This window comes from Xenorhabdus innexi (genome assembly GCF_002632485.1).
Lineage (GTDB): Bacteria > Pseudomonadota > Gammaproteobacteria > Enterobacterales > Enterobacteriaceae > Xenorhabdus > Xenorhabdus innexi.
This window is the reverse complement of sequence record NZ_NIBU01000013.1, coordinates 18,590-36,821: the sequence shown is the minus strand read 5'-3', so window position 1 is coordinate 36,821 and position 18,232 is coordinate 18,590. Positions and strand designations below refer to the sequence as shown.

The following is an 18,232-nucleotide window of genomic DNA, read 5'->3' as shown; positions in this document are numbered from 1 at the left end:
CTGAGATGGCACAGGCACTTCGCCGTGGCACTGACTCTTTCGTTGTGCCTGAGAACCTTATTCCTGAAAATTGCGCTGCGATTGTGCCTGAGATGCTGCCTTTGGTGACGTTATCTCAGGCTCAGATTGATGCCATCACCGAAACGGTATCCGGTGGCGCTGGGAATGTGCAGGATATTTACCCCCTGTCTCCCTTACAGGAAGGCATTCTGTTCCACCATCTGATGCAGGCTCAGGGTGATACCTATCTGTTACAAAGCCTGCTGGTTTTTGACAGCCGTGAACGCCTCGATAATTTCTTAGCCGCCTTACAACAAGTAATCAACCGCCACGATATCCTGCGCACCAGCCTCTTCTGGCAGGGGCTGGAACATCCGGTTCAGGTCGTCTGGCGTCAGGCTCCATTGGCGATTAACCTATTCACGCCGACATCTGACGAGAATATTCAGGCACAACTGCTGGCGCATACCGACCCACGTCAGCACCGCATGGAACTGACCCGTGCGCCGTTATTCACCGCTGATATCGCTCATGATATGACACAGAATGAGTGGCTGCTGGTGTTACGTTTTCACCATCTGGTCAGCGATCATGTGACACTGGAACTGATTTTCGCTGAAATCGGCCTGTTATTACAGGAGAAAACGGCATTACCCGCTGTTCTGCCTTACCGCAACTTTATTGCCAGAACGTTGAGTGTTCCGCTCTCAGAACACGAAGATTATTTCCGTACCCGACTTGCTGATATTGATGCGCCAACCGCACCATTCGGCATACTTTCAATTTCAAAACCCTCAATGCCAGATAACGAACCAGAGGCAGAACAGCATGAAGCGCGTCTTTCCCTCTCTCCGGCATTATCCGGTGCCATTCGCGCATTGTCGCGGGAGCTGAAAATCAATCCGAGTATATTGTTTCATGTCGCATGGGCACAAGTACTGGCCTATACCAGCAATCGCGATAATGTGGTTTTCGGTTCAGTCCTGTCAGGCCGCCTGCAAGGTGGTGCCGGTGCTGATCAGATATTGGGAATGTTTATCAACACTCTGCCGGTACGGGTTTCCCTCGCCGATCGTAGCGTACACACAGTTGTACAGGAGACCTATCAGGATTTAATCACCCTGCTGGAGCATGAGCAGGCTCCGTTAACACTGGCACAGAGTTGCAGTGGTGTAGATCATTCCATACCGTTATTCAGTACCCTGCTGAATTATCGCCACTCTCAGGTCAGTGAAGCAGAAACAACTGACAATAGTTGGTCAGGGATGCGTGTTATTGCCGCCAAAGAAGGCACAAATTACCCTATCACGCTGTCAGTGGATGATTTAGGCACTGACTTCCGGTTGTCTGCTCACACTGTAACGGGCATTGATCCCGTTCGTATTACCCGTTATCTACAGACCGCCCTCAGCGGTCTGGTTGATGCCCTGACGCACCAGCCCCAGCAACTGATTCTGCATGTGCCGATTCTGCCGGAAGCAGAACGGCAACAATTGTTGGTGACGTTTAACGCTACGCAGACCGATTTCCCGCAGGACAGGCTAATCCACCAGCTATTTGAGGCTCAGGTATTACAGCGTTCTGATGCTGTTGCACTGACGTATGAAGATCAGACCGTCAGCTATGAGGAACTGAACCAGCGCGCTAACCGGCTGGCTCACTATCTGATTACGTTGGGTGTTCGTCCGGATGATCGGGTAGCCATTTGTGCAGAACGCAGCCCGGAACTGATAGTCAGCCTGCTTGCTATTCTAAAAGCCGGTGGTGCTTACGTTCCGCTCGATCCGGCTTACCCGACTGAACGGCTGACATTTATGCTGGAAGATGCTACGCCAGTAGTCTTACTGGCGCAGTCAGCCCTGCTCGATAAATTGCCTGATACCGTCCCTGTCTTCGTACTTGATGCAGCGGATACTTCATTAAGCACACAGCCTGCTGATAATCCCGATACGCAGGCGCTGGGGCTGACATCCCGCAATCTGGCTTATGTGCTCTATACCTCCGGCTCCACAGGACAGCCCAAAGGGGTGATGGTTGAGCATATCGGTGTTAACCGGCTGGTCATCAATAATCACTATGCCGATATCAATGTAAACGATTGTGTTGCCCACTGCGCCAATACTGCATTTGATGCTTCAACATGGGAGATCTGGTCAGCGTTGCTGAATGGCGGACGCCTGCATATTGTTTCCCAGTCTGTCTTGCTCGATCCGCCACGTTTCCGTGATGCGCTAATCAGCGGAAAAGTCACCGCACTCTGGCTGACCGCCGGGTTATTTAATGAGTACCTTAATACGCTCAGACCACTATTCGGACAATTGCGTTACCTACTGGTGGGCGGTGATGTTCTCGATCCCATAAAGATACAACAGGTGCAACTGGCTGAATCCCGCCCTGTTCACCTGATTAACGGCTATGGCCCGACAGAAACCACAACGTTCGCTGCCACTTATGAAATAGCATCACCTGTTGATGCCGCGCAGACCATTCCCATTGGCCGCCCCATCGCCAATACCCGGATCTATATTCTTAACTCACGCGGGCAGCCTGTGCCTGTCGGTGTCGCAGGAGAAATCTATATTGCAGGCAATGGTGTTGCCCGTGGCTATCTGAATAACCCTGAACTGACCGCCGAACGCTTTATGGCTGATCCGTTCTCTGCTGTTCCGGCTTCCCGCATGTACAAAACCGGAGATTTGGGTTGCTGGCGGTCGGACGGTAATATCGAATATCTCGGTCGCAATGACAGCCAGATTAAGCTGCGTGGTTTCCGTATTGAGCCGGGAGAAATCGAGACCAGACTGACGCAGTGTCACGGTGTGCGCGAAGCGGTTGTTCTGAGCCGCGCAGACAGCTCAGGGCAGAAGCAATTGGTTGCTTATCTGCTCACCCAATCCGGGGCTGAACTCAATCCGGCTGAACTGCGCCAGCAGCTTTCCCTGCATCTTGCTGACTATATGCTGCCCAGTGCTTTTATCACCCTTGAAACTTTCCCGCTGACCCCTAACGGCAAATTGGATCGTCAGGCGCTGCCTGCGCCTGATATATCGGCTGTCGTGGCGCATCAGTATGAAGCTCCCAATGGCGAAGAAGAGGAAATTCTGGCGCAAATCTGGCAGAGCCTGCTGGGGCTGGAACGTGTAGGCCGTCACGATAACTTTTTTGAATTAGGTGGTCATTCGCTGATGGTCGGTCAATTAGCAACCCGCATACAGCATGAGTTCCTGATTGATATCCCCATCGCTTCACTGTTTCTTTCCCCCAGACTGGCGGATCAGGCAGAAATCATTTTCACAGCACAAAGGGAGGCTGTGGGACAAAGCGATATTGAATCCCTTGAGGACTCGCTGGATTCAATGTCAGCGGAAGAGTTAATGGCAATGTTAGGTGGAGAAGGCGACAAATGAGTAGAAGTGACATGGATATTGAGAAGCTGAAACAGGCTGTTTTAAGAAAGAAAATTAAACAACAGCTTCAAACTAAGCAACATCAGAAACGGCCTGCTGTTCAGCCCGCTGACCGTGATCGGCCTTTGCCATTATCGTTTGCCCAACAGCGCCTGTGGTTCCTTCATCAGCTCGAACCGGCTGCCAGTCTGGCTTATCATATTCCCGTTTCACTGCGTCTGAACGGACAACTGAATCAACATGCCCTGACAACCGCACTCAATCAGCTGGTTGCCCGCCATGAAATCCTTCGCACCCGTTTTATGCTTACCGAAGGCCAGCCCTATCAGCACATTGATCCGGCTGATACCGGTTTTAGCCTTATCTGTCAGGATCTACGGATGCTGGATGCAGAAGCACATCGGCACCGTATTGCTGAAATAGCCGCGCTGGAAGCCCGTACCCCTTTTGACCTGACACAAGGGCCGCTGATCCGTGGTCAGTTATTACAGTTAGCTGAAGACGATCATGTCCTGTTACTGACCCAGCATCATATTATTTCGGATGGCTGGTCAATCGGCATACTGGTACATGAACTGAGTACCTTTTACCGCATAATGTCTGAACCCGACAATAATTATGAGTTCTCACTTCCGCCCCTGCCGGTTCAGTATGCTGATTACGCCGTCTGGCAGCGTAACCGGTTACAGGGCGATATTCTGGCCGGACAGCGTGATTTCTGGCACCGTGAGCTAAAAGGTGCTCCGGCTTTACTGACGCTCCCGACAGATCGTCCGCGCCCTGCTAACCCGAGTTATAGTGCCGGACAAGTGCCGGTTCGGTTTGATGCTTCCCTGTCAGAAGCACTGAAATTATTCGGACAACGCCACCAGACAACCCTGTTTATGACTTTGCTGGCAGGCTGGAGCATCGTACTTGCCCGTCTCAGCGGGCAGGATGATATTGTTATCGGGACGCCGGTCGCTAACCGGCCGGGAAATGAACTTGAAGGTTTAATCGGGTTCTTCGTCAATACGCTGGCGCTACGCCTCACCTTCAGTAAATCCCTCTCTGTGACAGAATTACTCACACAAGTCCGTGAGCGGGCACTGGCTGCCTACGCCCATCAGGAGCTGCCCTTCGAACAGGTGGTAGAGGCGGTGCAACCGGAACGCAGCCTGAGTTACAACCCGGTTTTTCAGGTCATGCTGGCCTTAAATAACACACCGACAAAAACATTAACACTTCCCGGCCTGCAACTGACACCGGCTGAACAGGTACGCTACAGCACACATTTCGACCTGACACTGTCGCTGACTGAAACTGAGGCCGGTTTAGTGGGTGAACTGGAGTATGCCGCTGACCTGTTCGATGTTGCCACTGTTGAACGGATGATCGGTTATCTGAAACAGGTGCTGACGGCGATGACGGCAGATGCCACGCAATCTGTCGCCAGACTACCGATGCTATCGGCTTCTGAACAGCAACAGTTATTGGCAGACTTCAACGCAACCCAAGCCGATTTTCCGCAAAATACGCTGTTCCACCAACTGATTGAGGCTCAGGCAGCCCTACGCCCTGATGCAATTGCGGTCGTGTCCGGAGATCAGCCCCTCAGTTACAGTGAGCTTAATCATCGTGCCAATTGTCTGGCTGATTATCTGATTACATCAGGGGTACGCCCTGATGATCGCGTGGCGATTTTCCTTGAGCGCAGCCCGGCAATGATTGTCGGTTTGCTCGGTATTCTGAAAGCGGGTGGCGCTTACGTTCCGCTTGATCCGGCTTATCCGGCTGAGCGATTACTGTATATGCTTGAAGATGCGGCACCGAAAGCAATCCTGACTCAATCCACACTGGCTGATAAACTGAACAGCCCCGTTCCGGCGGTATTTCTCGATAACCCGGAAATATTTGCTGCTACAGGTACGACAGCGCAGACCGCCGGTAATCCCAATGCTCAGATACTCGGCTTAACATCAGACCATCTGGCCTATGTGATTTATACCTCCGGTTCGACCGGAAAACCCAAAGGCGTGGCGATTACCCACAGTAATGTGATGAATTTCCTGTGCTGGGCACAACAGACATTCAGCACCGCAGAACTGGCGGATACGCTTTTCGCAACTTCGCTTAATTTTGATTTGTCAGTATACGAATGTTTTGCGCCACTGATTTCCGGCGGTACAGTACATATTGTGTCCGATGCTTTGTCATTATTGACAACATCGGCATCCATCCCGCCCATCACTCTGATTAACACCGTGCCATCAGCTATCACGCATTTGATCGAAGCTCAGGCAATTCCGGCCACAGTTCGGACGATTAACTTAGCAGGTGAGGCAGTAAAACCTCATCTGGTGGAACAACTGTTCGCCCGAACTTCGGTAGAAAATATCTGCAATCTGTATGGCCCTTCTGAAACAACCACTTATTCAACAGCAATCCGCATGAACCGGACAACGGGTTTTGTTCCCCATATCGGTCGCCCGATTGCCAATACTCAAATCTATATCCTTGATGCTTATTCTCAGCCCGTTCCGCTCGGCGTTATCGGCGAGATCCATATCGCGGGCAAAGGTGTTGCCCGTGGTTATCTGAATCGCCCTGAACTGACTGCTGAGCGTTTTCTTATTGATCCATTTTCTTCTGTTCCAGATGCCCGCATGTATAAAACCGGTGATCTGGCGCGCTGGCTGCCGGATGGTAATATCGAGTATCTCGGTCGTAATGATTTTCAGGTGAAAATTCGCGGTTTCCGTATTGAACTGGGAGAAATCGAAACACAATTGATGCAGTGTGATGGCGTGCGGGAAGCGGTAGTGATTGCCCGCGAAGAGATGCCTTCGGAAAAAACAGGCGGCCAGAAGCGGTTAGTTGCTTACCTGTCAGCTCAGGATGGCTCAGAACTGGCTCCTGCGGAATTACGCCAGCAACTGGCACAACATCTGGCTGATTATATGCTGCCCAGTGCTTTTGTCACGCTGGATACTTTTCCGTTGACGCCTAACGGCAAACTGGATCGTCAGGCATTACCCGACCCTGATCAGTCAGCCGTCATAACCCGTGACTATGAAGCGCCGGTCGGTGAAACGGAAACAGCTTTAGCTCGAATCTGGCAGCAATTACTGGGGCTGGAACAGGTTGGCCGACATGACCACTTCTTTGAACTGGGTGGACATTCCTTAATGATTGTCAGCCTGATCGAACAACTGCACAATCTTGGATTACGGCTTGATGTACGCAGTGTGTTTGCCACGCCTGTTCTGAGCGAACTGGCGCAAACCATTCTGGCATCTCAGAGTGATACTCATGCTTTTGTCGTGCCAGCCAATCTTATTCCCGCAGACAGCACAACCATTACGCCTGCCATGCTGCCACTGGTTTCTCTGTCTCAGACTGAAATCGATGCCATCACAGCCACGATCCCCGATGGAGCAAGCAATATTCAGGATATCTATCCGTTGTCTCCGCTACAGGAAGGTATTTTGTTCCATCACCTGTTACAGACACAGGGTGATGATTATCTGTTACAAAGCCTGTTGGCCTTCGACTGCCGTGAACGCCTTGATACCTTTCTCAGTGCGCTACAACATATCATCAACCGCCACGATATTCTGCGCACCTCCGTTTACTGGCAGGATCTGGCCCAGCCTGTGCAGGTGGTCTGGCGTCAGGCTCCACTGCCTGTTAACCACTTCACGCCGACAACTGAAAACGATGTGTTATCACAGCTATGTGCGCACACTGATCCTCGTCGTCGTCGTCTCGACCTGAACCGCGCTCCGCTGTTCGCGGCTGATATCGCCCATGATGCAATTCAGAATGAATGGCTGTTGTCACTGAGTTTTCACCATCTGGTCAGCGACCATATGACGCTGGAGCTGATTTTCGCCGAAATAGCTCAGGTATTGCAGGGGCAGGCGGAATTACTGCCGGCAGCTTTACCTTATCGTGATTTTATCGCCCGGATCTTAGACGTACCGGTTTCCGTACATGAAGATTACTTCCGTACCCAGCTTGCTGATTTTGTCGAACCTACTGCCCCGTTCGGCATCGTCAGAACACCAAGCGATAACAGTGCTATCCATGAAGCCCGTCTTCCGCTTGATCCGACGCTGGCAAAACATATCCGTAATCAGGCACGCCAACTGGGAGTCAGCTCCAGCGTCCTGTTCCATGTTGCATGGGCGCAGGTACTGGCGCATACCAGCGGGCACGATGATGTTGTTTTTGGCTCGGTATTATCCGGTCGTCTTCAGGGGATCTCAGGGGTTAACCGCACACTGGGCATGTTTATCAATACCCTGCCAGTCCGTGTTTCCCTGACTGACAACGGTTCACAAAAAGCAGCCAGTGCTAAGGAAATCGTAAAAGTCACTTATCACAATCTGACTAATCTGCTGGAACATGAACAGGCACCGTTATCACTGGCACAACGATGCAGCGATGTGGCACAGCCGATGCCACTGTTCAGTGCCTTACTGAATTACCGCCACAGCCAGCATCATGAGACAGAAGTAAGCAGTGCCGTCTGGGAAGGTATGCGTATTCTGGCGGCTGAGGAACAGACTAATTATCCTGTCACACTGACAGTGGATGATTTGGGGGCAGATTTCTGCCTGACAGCTCAGACCGTAACCGGAATCGATCCCGAACGGATGCTGCACTATCTGATAACGGCTGTCAGCGGATTAACGGATGCTCTGGCGCATCATCCACAACAATCCATTCTGCAATTGCCTGTTATTCCTGTTTCTGAACAGGAACAATTATTGGTGGATTTCAATCCGGCTCAGACTGCTTTCTCACAAATAGCTTTCTCACAAACAGATAGTCCACAAACAGACAGCACACAGGGTGTTCTTATCCATCAGTGGGTTGAAACCGAAGCGTTACATCATCCCGATAATGTTGCCGTGGTATATGGTGAGCACTCCCTCAGCTATGGTGAGCTGAACCGCTATGCTAACCGTCTGGCGCATCAGTTAATTGCGTTGGGTGTACGCCCGGATGACAGAGTGGCTCTGTGTGTTGAGCGCAGCCCTGAAATGGTGGTGGGGCTACTGGCTATTCTCAAAGCCGGTGGCGCTTATGTACCGCTTGATCCGGCCTATCCGACGGCACGGCTGGCCTATATGCTCGAAGACGCTGCGCCGGTTGTCTTATTGGCTCAGCCAGAGAGTTTTCAGTCGATTGATCCCGATCTGCTGCCCGACTCTGAAGCGACAAGCTCCCTACCAGTCATTATGCTCGATATCCAGACTCCGTTTATGACGACACAACCGGAACACAATCCGCAGATATCCGGTATGACGCAGCAACATCTGGCTTATGTTGCCTACACTTCCGGCTCAACCGGAGTGCCCAAAGGCGTTATGAGCAGTCACCGCGCCCTGAGTAACCGTCTGTTATGGTTTGTGCGTAATATTGTGACATCACCGCTAATTACCGCGCTGAAAACCAGCATCAGCTTTGTCGATTCGATAACAGAAACATTGGGTACATTGCTGACCGGCGGACGGCTGGTAGTTTTCGACAAGCATGAGGTGAAAGATCCGACCCGCTTCTGTGCCAATTTACAGCATTCTGGTGTGAATTTACTGGTTGTTGTCCCTTCCCTGTTGAAGCTCTTAATACAGGAGCGCAGTGAAAACACCCTGAAATCAGTCCGGCTATTAATTTGCAGCGGTGAACGGCTGGCACCTGAATTGGCACGGCAGGTAGTGACAGATTACCCGTGGCTACGGCTGTTTAATTTCTACGGTTCATCGGAAGTGAATGGGGATGCAACATGGTATGAATACAATGCAGGGCAGGGTGTACCGGATGTCTCGGTGATTGGGCGCCCGATTGACAATATCCGCTGTTATATTCTTAACCCCCACGGGCTATTGGCTCCTTTGGGTGCCGTTGGTGAAATCTACATCGCCGGTGACGGACTGGCACGGGGTTATCTGAACCGCCCTGATCTGACCGAAGAACGTTTCCTGCCTGACCCCTTTTCTTCCGAACCAAACGCACTGATGTATAAAACCGGCGATCTGGGGCGTTGGCGTCCTGACGGCAATATTGAATACCTCGGCCGCAATGATTTTCAGGTTAAACTTCGCGGTTTCCGTATTGAACCGGGTGAAATTGAAACGAAGTTATTGCAGTGTCACGGTGTGCGTGAAGCAGTGGTGCTGGTGCGGGAAGATGAGCCGAATCAGCAGCGGTTGGTGGCTTATCTGCGTCCGCATGAAGGTGCTGAACTGGTTCCGGCTGAACTACGTCAGCAACTTTCTCTGCACCTCGCTGAGTATATGTTGCCCGGTGCTTTTGTTATGCTGGAAAATTTCCCGCTAACCCCGAATGGTAAGCTGGATCGTAAAGCCTTCCCTGCGCCGGACACCTCCGCGATAGTGACGCAGCACTATGCGGCTCCCATTGGTGAAGCAGAAACGGTTCTGGCGCAAATCTGGCAGGAACTGCTCGGACTGGAGCAAATTGGTCGCTACGATCACTTTTTTGAACTGGGTGGTCACTCTTTACTGGCTGTTCAGCTCGCAGCCCGTATTCGTCAGGCTCTGAGCCGCGAACTACCAATACAGCGGATCTTTGACCAGCCGGTTCTGATGGCATTAGCGCACATTATTACCACAGAAACGACGACAACGGTTCAGACAGTTATTCCCGCCGCTGATCGCAGCCAGCCGTTACCGCTCTCTTTTGCGCAACAGCGTTTATGGTTTCTGGGGCAGCTTGATGCGTCTGCCAGCCTTGCCTATCACCTGCCGGCAGCACTGCGTCTTACCGGTTCACTGAATCATCATGCACTGACTACGGCGCTCAATAGCCTGATTTCCCGACATGAGAGCCTGCGTACCCGTTTTGTCTCCATTGACGGGCTCCCTTACCAGCATATCGATCCTGCTGATATCGGTTTTTCTCTGTCCAGCCACGACCTGCGTCAGTCTGACCCTGCTTCGCGTAGCCAGCGTGTCGCCGAGTTTATCGAACTTGAAGCCCGGACTCCTTTTGATTTTGCACAGGGTTCGCTGATCCGTGGTCAGTTACTGCAACTGACTGATAATGAACATATACTGCTGCTTACCCTGCATCATATTATTACTGATGGCTGGTCGCTGGGAGTGCTGGTGCGTGAATTCGGCGATTTTTACCGTGCGGCTCTTGAGGGAAATGAGGCATCTTTGCTGCCGTTGCCGATCCAGTACGCGGATTATGCTGTCTGGCAGCGTGACCCGCAGCAACAGGCCGCCCTGAATGCACAACGCGAATTCTGGTGTAATCAGCTTGCAGATATTCCGGCTTTATTGACTCTGCCTGCGGATTATCCGCGTCCGGCGCTACAGAGTTATTCTGGCGGACAGGTGCCTTTCCATCTGGATGCCCGCTTGCTGGCATCATTGAAGGAATTAGGGCAACGCCACAACACGACATTGTTTATGACTTTACTGAGCGCATGGAGCATCGTACTTGCCCGTCTCAGCGGGCAGGATGATATTGTTATCGGTACACCAGTCGCCAACCGTCCGCATAGTGAACTTGAAGGTCTGATTGGTTTCTTTGTCAATACGCTGGCATTGCGGGTCAGATTCAGTCATGAACTCAGCGTGGCGGATTTGCTGTCACAAATCAGAGAACAGGCACTGGCGGCTTATGCCAATCAGGATCTGCCATTCGAGCAAATAGTGGAAGCTTTACAGCCCGAACGCAGTCTCAGCTATAGCCCAATCTTTCAAGTGATGCTGACGTTGAATAACACCCCGCCGCAAAAGCTGGTGCTGCCCGGTTTACAGCTTTCATCGGTTGAGCAGGCTCATCATGGCGCTTATTTTGATTTAACGCTGTCGCTGACAGAAACTGAATCCGGTCTGACGGGCGTTTTAACCTATGCCGCCGATCTGTTTGAGTACACGACGGCTGAACGTATGACCGGTTATCTGGCAAATATTCTGACTGCGATGGTACTCGATGAAACCAGAACCATTGCGACCCTGCCGATGATGCCGGAAGCGGAAAAGCAGCAGTTGCTGGTGGATTTCAATACCAGTCAGATGGAGTATTCAAAAGATACATTAATTCATCAATTGGTTGAAACTCAGGCAGAACAACATCCTGACGCAATCGCAGTAGAATTTGAAAATCAGACACTGAGTTACGGCGAACTGAACCGACGCGCCAATCGACTGGCGCATTATCTTATAGCACAAGGTGTCCGCCCTGACTCTCGGGTGGCAATTTATATTGAACGCTGCCCTGAGATGGTGGTGGGATTACTGGCTGTTCTTAAAGCCGGAGGCGCTTATGTGCCGCTTGATCCGACTTATCCGGCGGAGCGGCTGGCGTATATGCTTCAGGATTCAGCACCGGTGGTTTTACTCACCAGCTCAGCACTATCGGCAACACTAAATGCTGCCTCATCGTCTACCGGACACAATGTTTCTACCGGACATACGGTTAACAGCTATACAACCGTGTTACTCGATGAACCGCAGACTTATCTGGCTGAACACCCCGATGATAATCCTGATGCAGAAGCACTGGGGCTGGAACCTCATCATCTGGCTTATGTGATATACACCTCCGGCTCTACCGGATTACCAAAAGGGGTAGAAATGCCGCAGATAGCGCTGTCGAATCTGCTGCAATGGCATCGTCAGACTCATTCATACTTTGCCGGAACATCCCCTGCCGGAAGCGGAAACAGCAAAACCCTGCAATTTGCAGCACTGGGATTTGATGTTGCTTTTCAGGAAATATTCACCACTCTGAGTGAAGGTGGTTGTCTGGTACTGATTGATGAAACCCTGCGTCGGGAGCCTCATCAACTGCTACGGCTGATCCGGCAAAAACAGATTAATCGCATTTTCCTGCCCTTTATTGCTCTCCAGCATCTGACCGAAGCTGACTGCGATCATGAAGATAAAAATAGTGAAAACGATATTTCCTGTCTGACACAGCTTATTACTGCCGGTGAGCAATTGCGTATTACTCCGGCTATCCGGCGTTTTCTCCAACGCGCCGATCATTGCCGATTATATAACCACTATGGCCCGACGGAAAGCCATGTTGTGACGTCATATTCTTCAGACAGAGAAATTGAACACTGGCCGGTGCTGCCGCCTATCGGCCGCCCGATAGCCAATGCCCTGATATATATTCTTGACGAATATCACCAGCCGGTGCCGCTCGGCGTAGCCGGAGAAATTTATATCGCGGGCAGGAGCGTTGCCAGAGGATACCTGAATCGTCCGGCACTGACGTCTGAACGCTTCCTGACTGATCCTTTCTCAGCAGAACCGGATGCCCGCATGTATAAAACCGGCGATCTGGCCCGCTGGTTGCCCGATGGCAATATCGAATATATCAGCCGTAATGATTTTCAGGTCAAATTGCGCGGCTTCCGCATTGAACTGGGGGAAGTTGAAGCCCGGCTGATGTTGTGCCAGGGAGTACGGGAAGCCATCGTTATCGCCCGTGAAGATGAGCCGGAACAGAAACGGCTTGTCGCTTATCTGTGTCCACTGGCAGGAGCCGAGCTGAACCCTGCGGAATTACGCCAGCAACTCGCCCCGCACCTTGCGGAATATATGTTACCGACAGCGTTTGTCATATTAGAGGCTTTCCCGCTGACTCCCAACGGCAAACTGGATCGTAAAGCGCTTCCTGCCCCGGATTTTTCAGCCATCGTCACCCGCAGTTATGTGGCTCCGGTTGGTGAAACAGAAACGGTACTGGCGCAAATCTGGCAGGAGCTGCTCGGGCTGGAGAAAGTTGGGTTAGAACGGGTCGGGCGCCATGACCACTTTTTTGAACTGGGCGGGCATTCGCTGTTAGCCGTCCGGCTGGTTGCCCGTGTACGTCAGCTACTGACACGCGAACTACCTTTACAACAACTTTTCGCCCGCCCCGTCCTGATGGATTTAGCTCAGGCGATTACTGAGGCTGATGCCGCTTCTCAGGCAGTAATAACTGTGGCGGATCGCAACCAGACGCTGCCTTTATCCTTCGCCCAACAGCGGCTGTGGTTTCTTGGTCAGCTCGATCCTGCCGCCAGTCTGGCCTACCACCTTCCGGCAGCCCTGCGCTTGAACGGAAAACTGGATCGTCAGGCACTCAGCACCGCACTGGATAATCTGGTGGCACGCCATGAGGGATTGCGCACCCGATTTGTGTCAGACAAAGACCAACCCCACCAGCATATTGATCCGGCTGACATCGGTTTCACTCTGTCCAGCCATGACCTGCGCCAGCTTGAGCCGACACAGCATAACCAACGTGTTACGGAAATTGCCGGACTTGAAGCAAAAACACCTTTCGATTTTGCCCGTGGCCCGCTTATCCGTGGTCAACTACTGCAACTGGCGGATGAAGAGCATATTTTGCTGATCACCCTGCATCACATTATTACCGATGGCTGGTCAATCGGAATATTAGTGCGGGAATTAGGCGTTTTTTATCGTGCGGCTCTTAGCGGGCAGGATAATCCTTTACCACCACTGCCGATTCAATACGCCGATTACGCCGTCTGGCAGCATCAGCTATTGCAGAAAACCGCCCTTGCTGAACAACGTGATTTCTGGTGCAAACAGCTTGAAGATGCTCCGGCGTTACTGACACTTCCGACTGACCGGACTCGTCCGGCAGTACAGACTTATGTTGGCAGTCAGGTTACTTTCCATCTGGATAACAGCGTACTGGATTCACTGAAAGCACTCGGAAAGCGCCACAACGCAACACTGTTTATGACTGTACTGACGGGCTGGAGCATTGTCCTTTCCCGCCTCAGCGGTCAGGCTGATATTGTTATCGGTACACCTGTTGCCGGTCGTCCGTATCCTGAACTTGAAGGATTAATGGGCTTCTTTGTGAATACACTGGCGCTGCGTATTCAGTTTACTGATAAAGAAATTAACGTGGCGGATTTACTGGGGCAGGTCAGGGAAAATGCGCTGGCAGCCTATGCCCATCAGGATCTGCCTTTCGAGCAGGTGGTGGAAGCATTACAGCCTGAGCGCAGCCTCAGTTACAGCCCTGTTTTTCAGGTGATGCTGGCATTCAATAACACACCGGCTCAGGAACTGGTTTTACCTGATCTACAGTTCACTCCATTTGAACAGACACAGCATACGACCCATTTTGATTTAACCTTATCACTGGCAGAAACTGAGTCCGGTCTGGCCGGAGCGTTGTCTTATGCTACTGACCTGTTTGATCACTCAACCATTGAGCGTATGGTCGGCTACTTAACCAATGTTCTGACCGTGATGGCAATGGATGAGAGGCAGGCCGTTATGACGCTGCCAATGCTACCGGAATCGGAACAGCAACAATTGCTGGTAGGTTTCAACGCAACCCAAACTGATTTCCCTCAGAACGCGCTGATCCACCAGCTATTTGAAACTCAGGCAGCCCGGTATCCTGACGCGATTGCTGTTATGTATGAAGATCAGACCATCAGTTACCGTGAACTCAACCGCCGTGCCAATCGGCTGGCGCATCATCTGATTGTATCCGGTGTATGCCCTGATGATCGGGTCGCCATTTGTCTTGAGCGCAGCCCCGAAATGATTGTCGGCTTACTCGCCATTCTTAAAGCAGGTGGCGCTTACGTTCCGCTTGATCCGGTTTATCCGGCGGAGCGGCTGGCCTATATGCTCGAAGATGCCGCGCCTGTGATGCTGCTGACTCAGACTGCACTAATCGATAACTTACTCAGTAAATTGCCCGATACAGTGCCTGTATTCCTGTTCGATACGCAGGAAACTATGCTGAACAGCCAGCCGGATCATAACCCTGATGATCGGACAGCCGTGCTGACTTCCCGCCATCTGGCCTATGTGATCTATACCTCCGGCTCAACCGGACTGCCCAAAGGTGTCATGATTGAACATCGCAGTGTCAATCGATTGGTGATTAATAGCGCTTATGCCGATATCGACAGGAATGACTGTGTTGCTCATTGTGCCAATGTTGCGTTTGATGCCTCAACGTGGGAAATCTGGTCTGCATTACTGAATGGTGGAAGGCTGTATGTTGTGCCACAATCGGTACTGCTTGACCCGGTTCGCCTCTGTCACTCTCTGAGCAAAGGAAAAGTCACCGCCCTTTGGTTAACTACCGGTCTGTTCAATGAATATCTGAATACGCTCACACCGTTGTTCGGACAATTACGTTACCTGCTGGTGGGCGGCGATGTACTTGACCCCATGAAAATACAACAGATGCAATTAGCCGGATCACGGCCTGTACATCTGATTAACGGTTACGGCCCGACAGAAAGTACAACATTTGCTACCACTTACGAAATTCCGTCTGCTATTGATGTTACCCGTTCTATTCCTATCGGTCGTCCCATTGCCAATACCCGGATTTATATTCTTGACCCGTATGGTCAGCCTGCGCCGCTTGGTGTTATCGGCGAGATCCATATTGCTGGCGCTGGGGTTGCCCGCGGCTATCTGAATAACTCTTCTCTGACCACAGAACGTTTTTTACTCGACCCATATTCCATCGAACCGGATGCACGTATGTATAAAACAGGCGATCTCGGTCGCTGGTTGCCGGATGGCAATATTGAATATCTTGGCCGCAATGATTTTCAGGTCAAAATTCGCGGCTTCCGCATTGAACTGGGCGAAATAGAATCCCGGTTGATGAAGTGTCACGGAGTACGTGAAGCGGTTGTGATTATCCGCGAAGATACGTTTAATGAAAAAACAGGTACACAAAAACGGCTGGTTGCTTATTTATTGCCTCATACTAATGCTAAATTAGTACCCCATGAACTTCGTCAACAACTTACCCAACATCTGGCTGAGTATATGCTACCCAGCGCGTTTGTTACTTTGGAGGCTTTCCCGTTGACCCCTAATGGTAAACTTGATCGTCAGGCACTGCCTGTGCCTGATTCATCCGCAATGATAGTACATGGTTATGTCGCTCCGACGGGCGAAACTGAGATTGTGCTGGCTCAGATATGGCAAGAGCTGCTGGGACTGGAACGTGTCGGGCGCTATGACCATTTCTTTGAACTGGGTGGTCACTCACTGCTCGCTGTACAGTTAATAAACCGTATGCGGGAACAAGAAATGGAAATTCCGCTGACAGCCTTATTTACACACCCTACATTGTGTGATCTGGCGACGGCGGTGGGTAAATCCTTTGCCGAACCAGCATCACCGTTTGATGCAAACCCGGTGCCATTAAGCCCGTCTGGTTCGTTATCTCCGCTGTTTCTGGTACACGAGACTTCCGGTGACCCACTGGTTTATTCTCCACTGGCAACGCTACTGCCGCCTGAGCTTCCCGTTTATGCATTACAGGCACTTGGCATCCACACACTGGAACAACCGCCTGCTTCCATTGAGGAACTTGCCGCCTGTCATATTCAGGCAATCCGCCGTATTCAGCCACAAGGGCCGTACCGTCTGGCGGGCTGGTCAATCGGCGGCCTGATTGCCTATGAAATTGCTCAACAGCTTATCGGTGATGGTGAAACGGTAGAATTCCTCAGCATGATCGATACCTATAATCATGCCGGTCATGATGCAGGTGAAAATAGCTTTAATGAAGACCAGACGAATGAAGAGCGAACCGCTGCTCAAATAGCGCTAATCATTGATTCACTGCGTACTCAGAAAAATATTAATGATGAACAGGCGCTGGAAGCACTGCACCGATTCAACAGTCTGGAGCAGGTTATTGATTACTGTATTGAACATCAATGGCTGCCGACTAATATCACACGGCAGGATATCCTGCTGCGCACTTACACCGCTGAACTACTGACCCGACTGGGACAGAACTATATTCCGGCCAAATCTTCCCTGCCAGTCCATCTCTATACCGCAGAGGATTTAAACAACACTGATAACTGGCGCGGCTGGCGTGATCTCGTCGGGCAGAATTCTGTACTCTGCCCCATTGGCGGAACCCATTTTTCTATTATGCATTCCCCGCTACTCAACCTGATTGCAGATTCAATCGTTGAGCAGATACAGGCCGTTCCGGCTTTCGACCCGCGTGTTATCATTCAGTTGGGTTCTAAATCAGTATCGCCATTATTCTGTATGCCCGGCGCAGGTGCCAGCCCGTCCAGCCTGATTGAGCTGGCGCTGTCATTCCCGTCACAACTGCCGATATATGCTTTACAGGCCCGTGGTTTTACTGCTGAACACAATTACCCGCACACCAGTGTTGAAGGCGCTGCCCGCACTTATATCCAGACTATGCGTGAAGTTCAGCCTCATGGCCCTTATCATCTGTTAGGCCACTCTTTTGGTGGCTGGATCGCCTTTGAGGCCGCCTTACAATTGCAGGCAGCAGGTGAACAGGTCGCCGATCTCATTCTTATCGATACCGACGAACCCCACCAACCGGACAGTGTCCATAAACCCATCAGCCATACTGAGGCAATAATGGAGCTGATTGATATCTACGACATGATATTGGATCAGCCTCTTTCACTCTCCCGACAGGACTTTGAAAACCTGATGCAGGATGAACAGCACCAACTTTTACACAATGCTTTAATAAAGTCTGGTCTTTTTCCGGCCAAAACCCCTCTGACATTATTGCAGGGGATCATCCGCGTTATGCAGGCTAACCTGAACACCAGTTATATTCCCCGGGCATGTTATAAAGGCATTATTCATCTGATCAATGCAGAAGACGGGGATAGGGATGAAATGAAAAAGCGCGAAACTCAGTGGCGCAGATATGTTACAAAACTGGACGCCATGTCTGTGCCCGGTAACCATATGACGATGTTATCCACCCCATCGACCGAACTTTGGGTCGGTAAACTCTGGCAGAAACTGGTAAATACAATCAGGTAA

General features: G+C 51.2%; 2 protein-coding genes (1 of these 2 only partly in view). Both read left to right on the top strand.

Features of this window, described 5'->3' with window-relative positions:
- Positions 1 to 3,407, top strand: the 3' portion of a protein-coding gene (locus Xinn_RS07490) for a non-ribosomal peptide synthetase (RefSeq protein WP_244590161.1). 3,277 nt of this gene lie to the left of the window's left edge; only the last 3,407 of its 6,684 coding nucleotides appear in the window; the start codon falls outside the window, past its left edge; its stop codon occupies positions 3,405 to 3,407.
- On the top strand, positions 3,404 to 18,232 hold the full coding sequence (locus tag Xinn_RS07485) for a non-ribosomal peptide synthetase (RefSeq protein WP_086956335.1): 14,829 nt from the start codon (positions 3,404 to 3,406) through the stop codon (positions 18,230 to 18,232). The genes Xinn_RS07490 and Xinn_RS07485 overlap by 4 nt, the downstream gene beginning before the upstream one ends.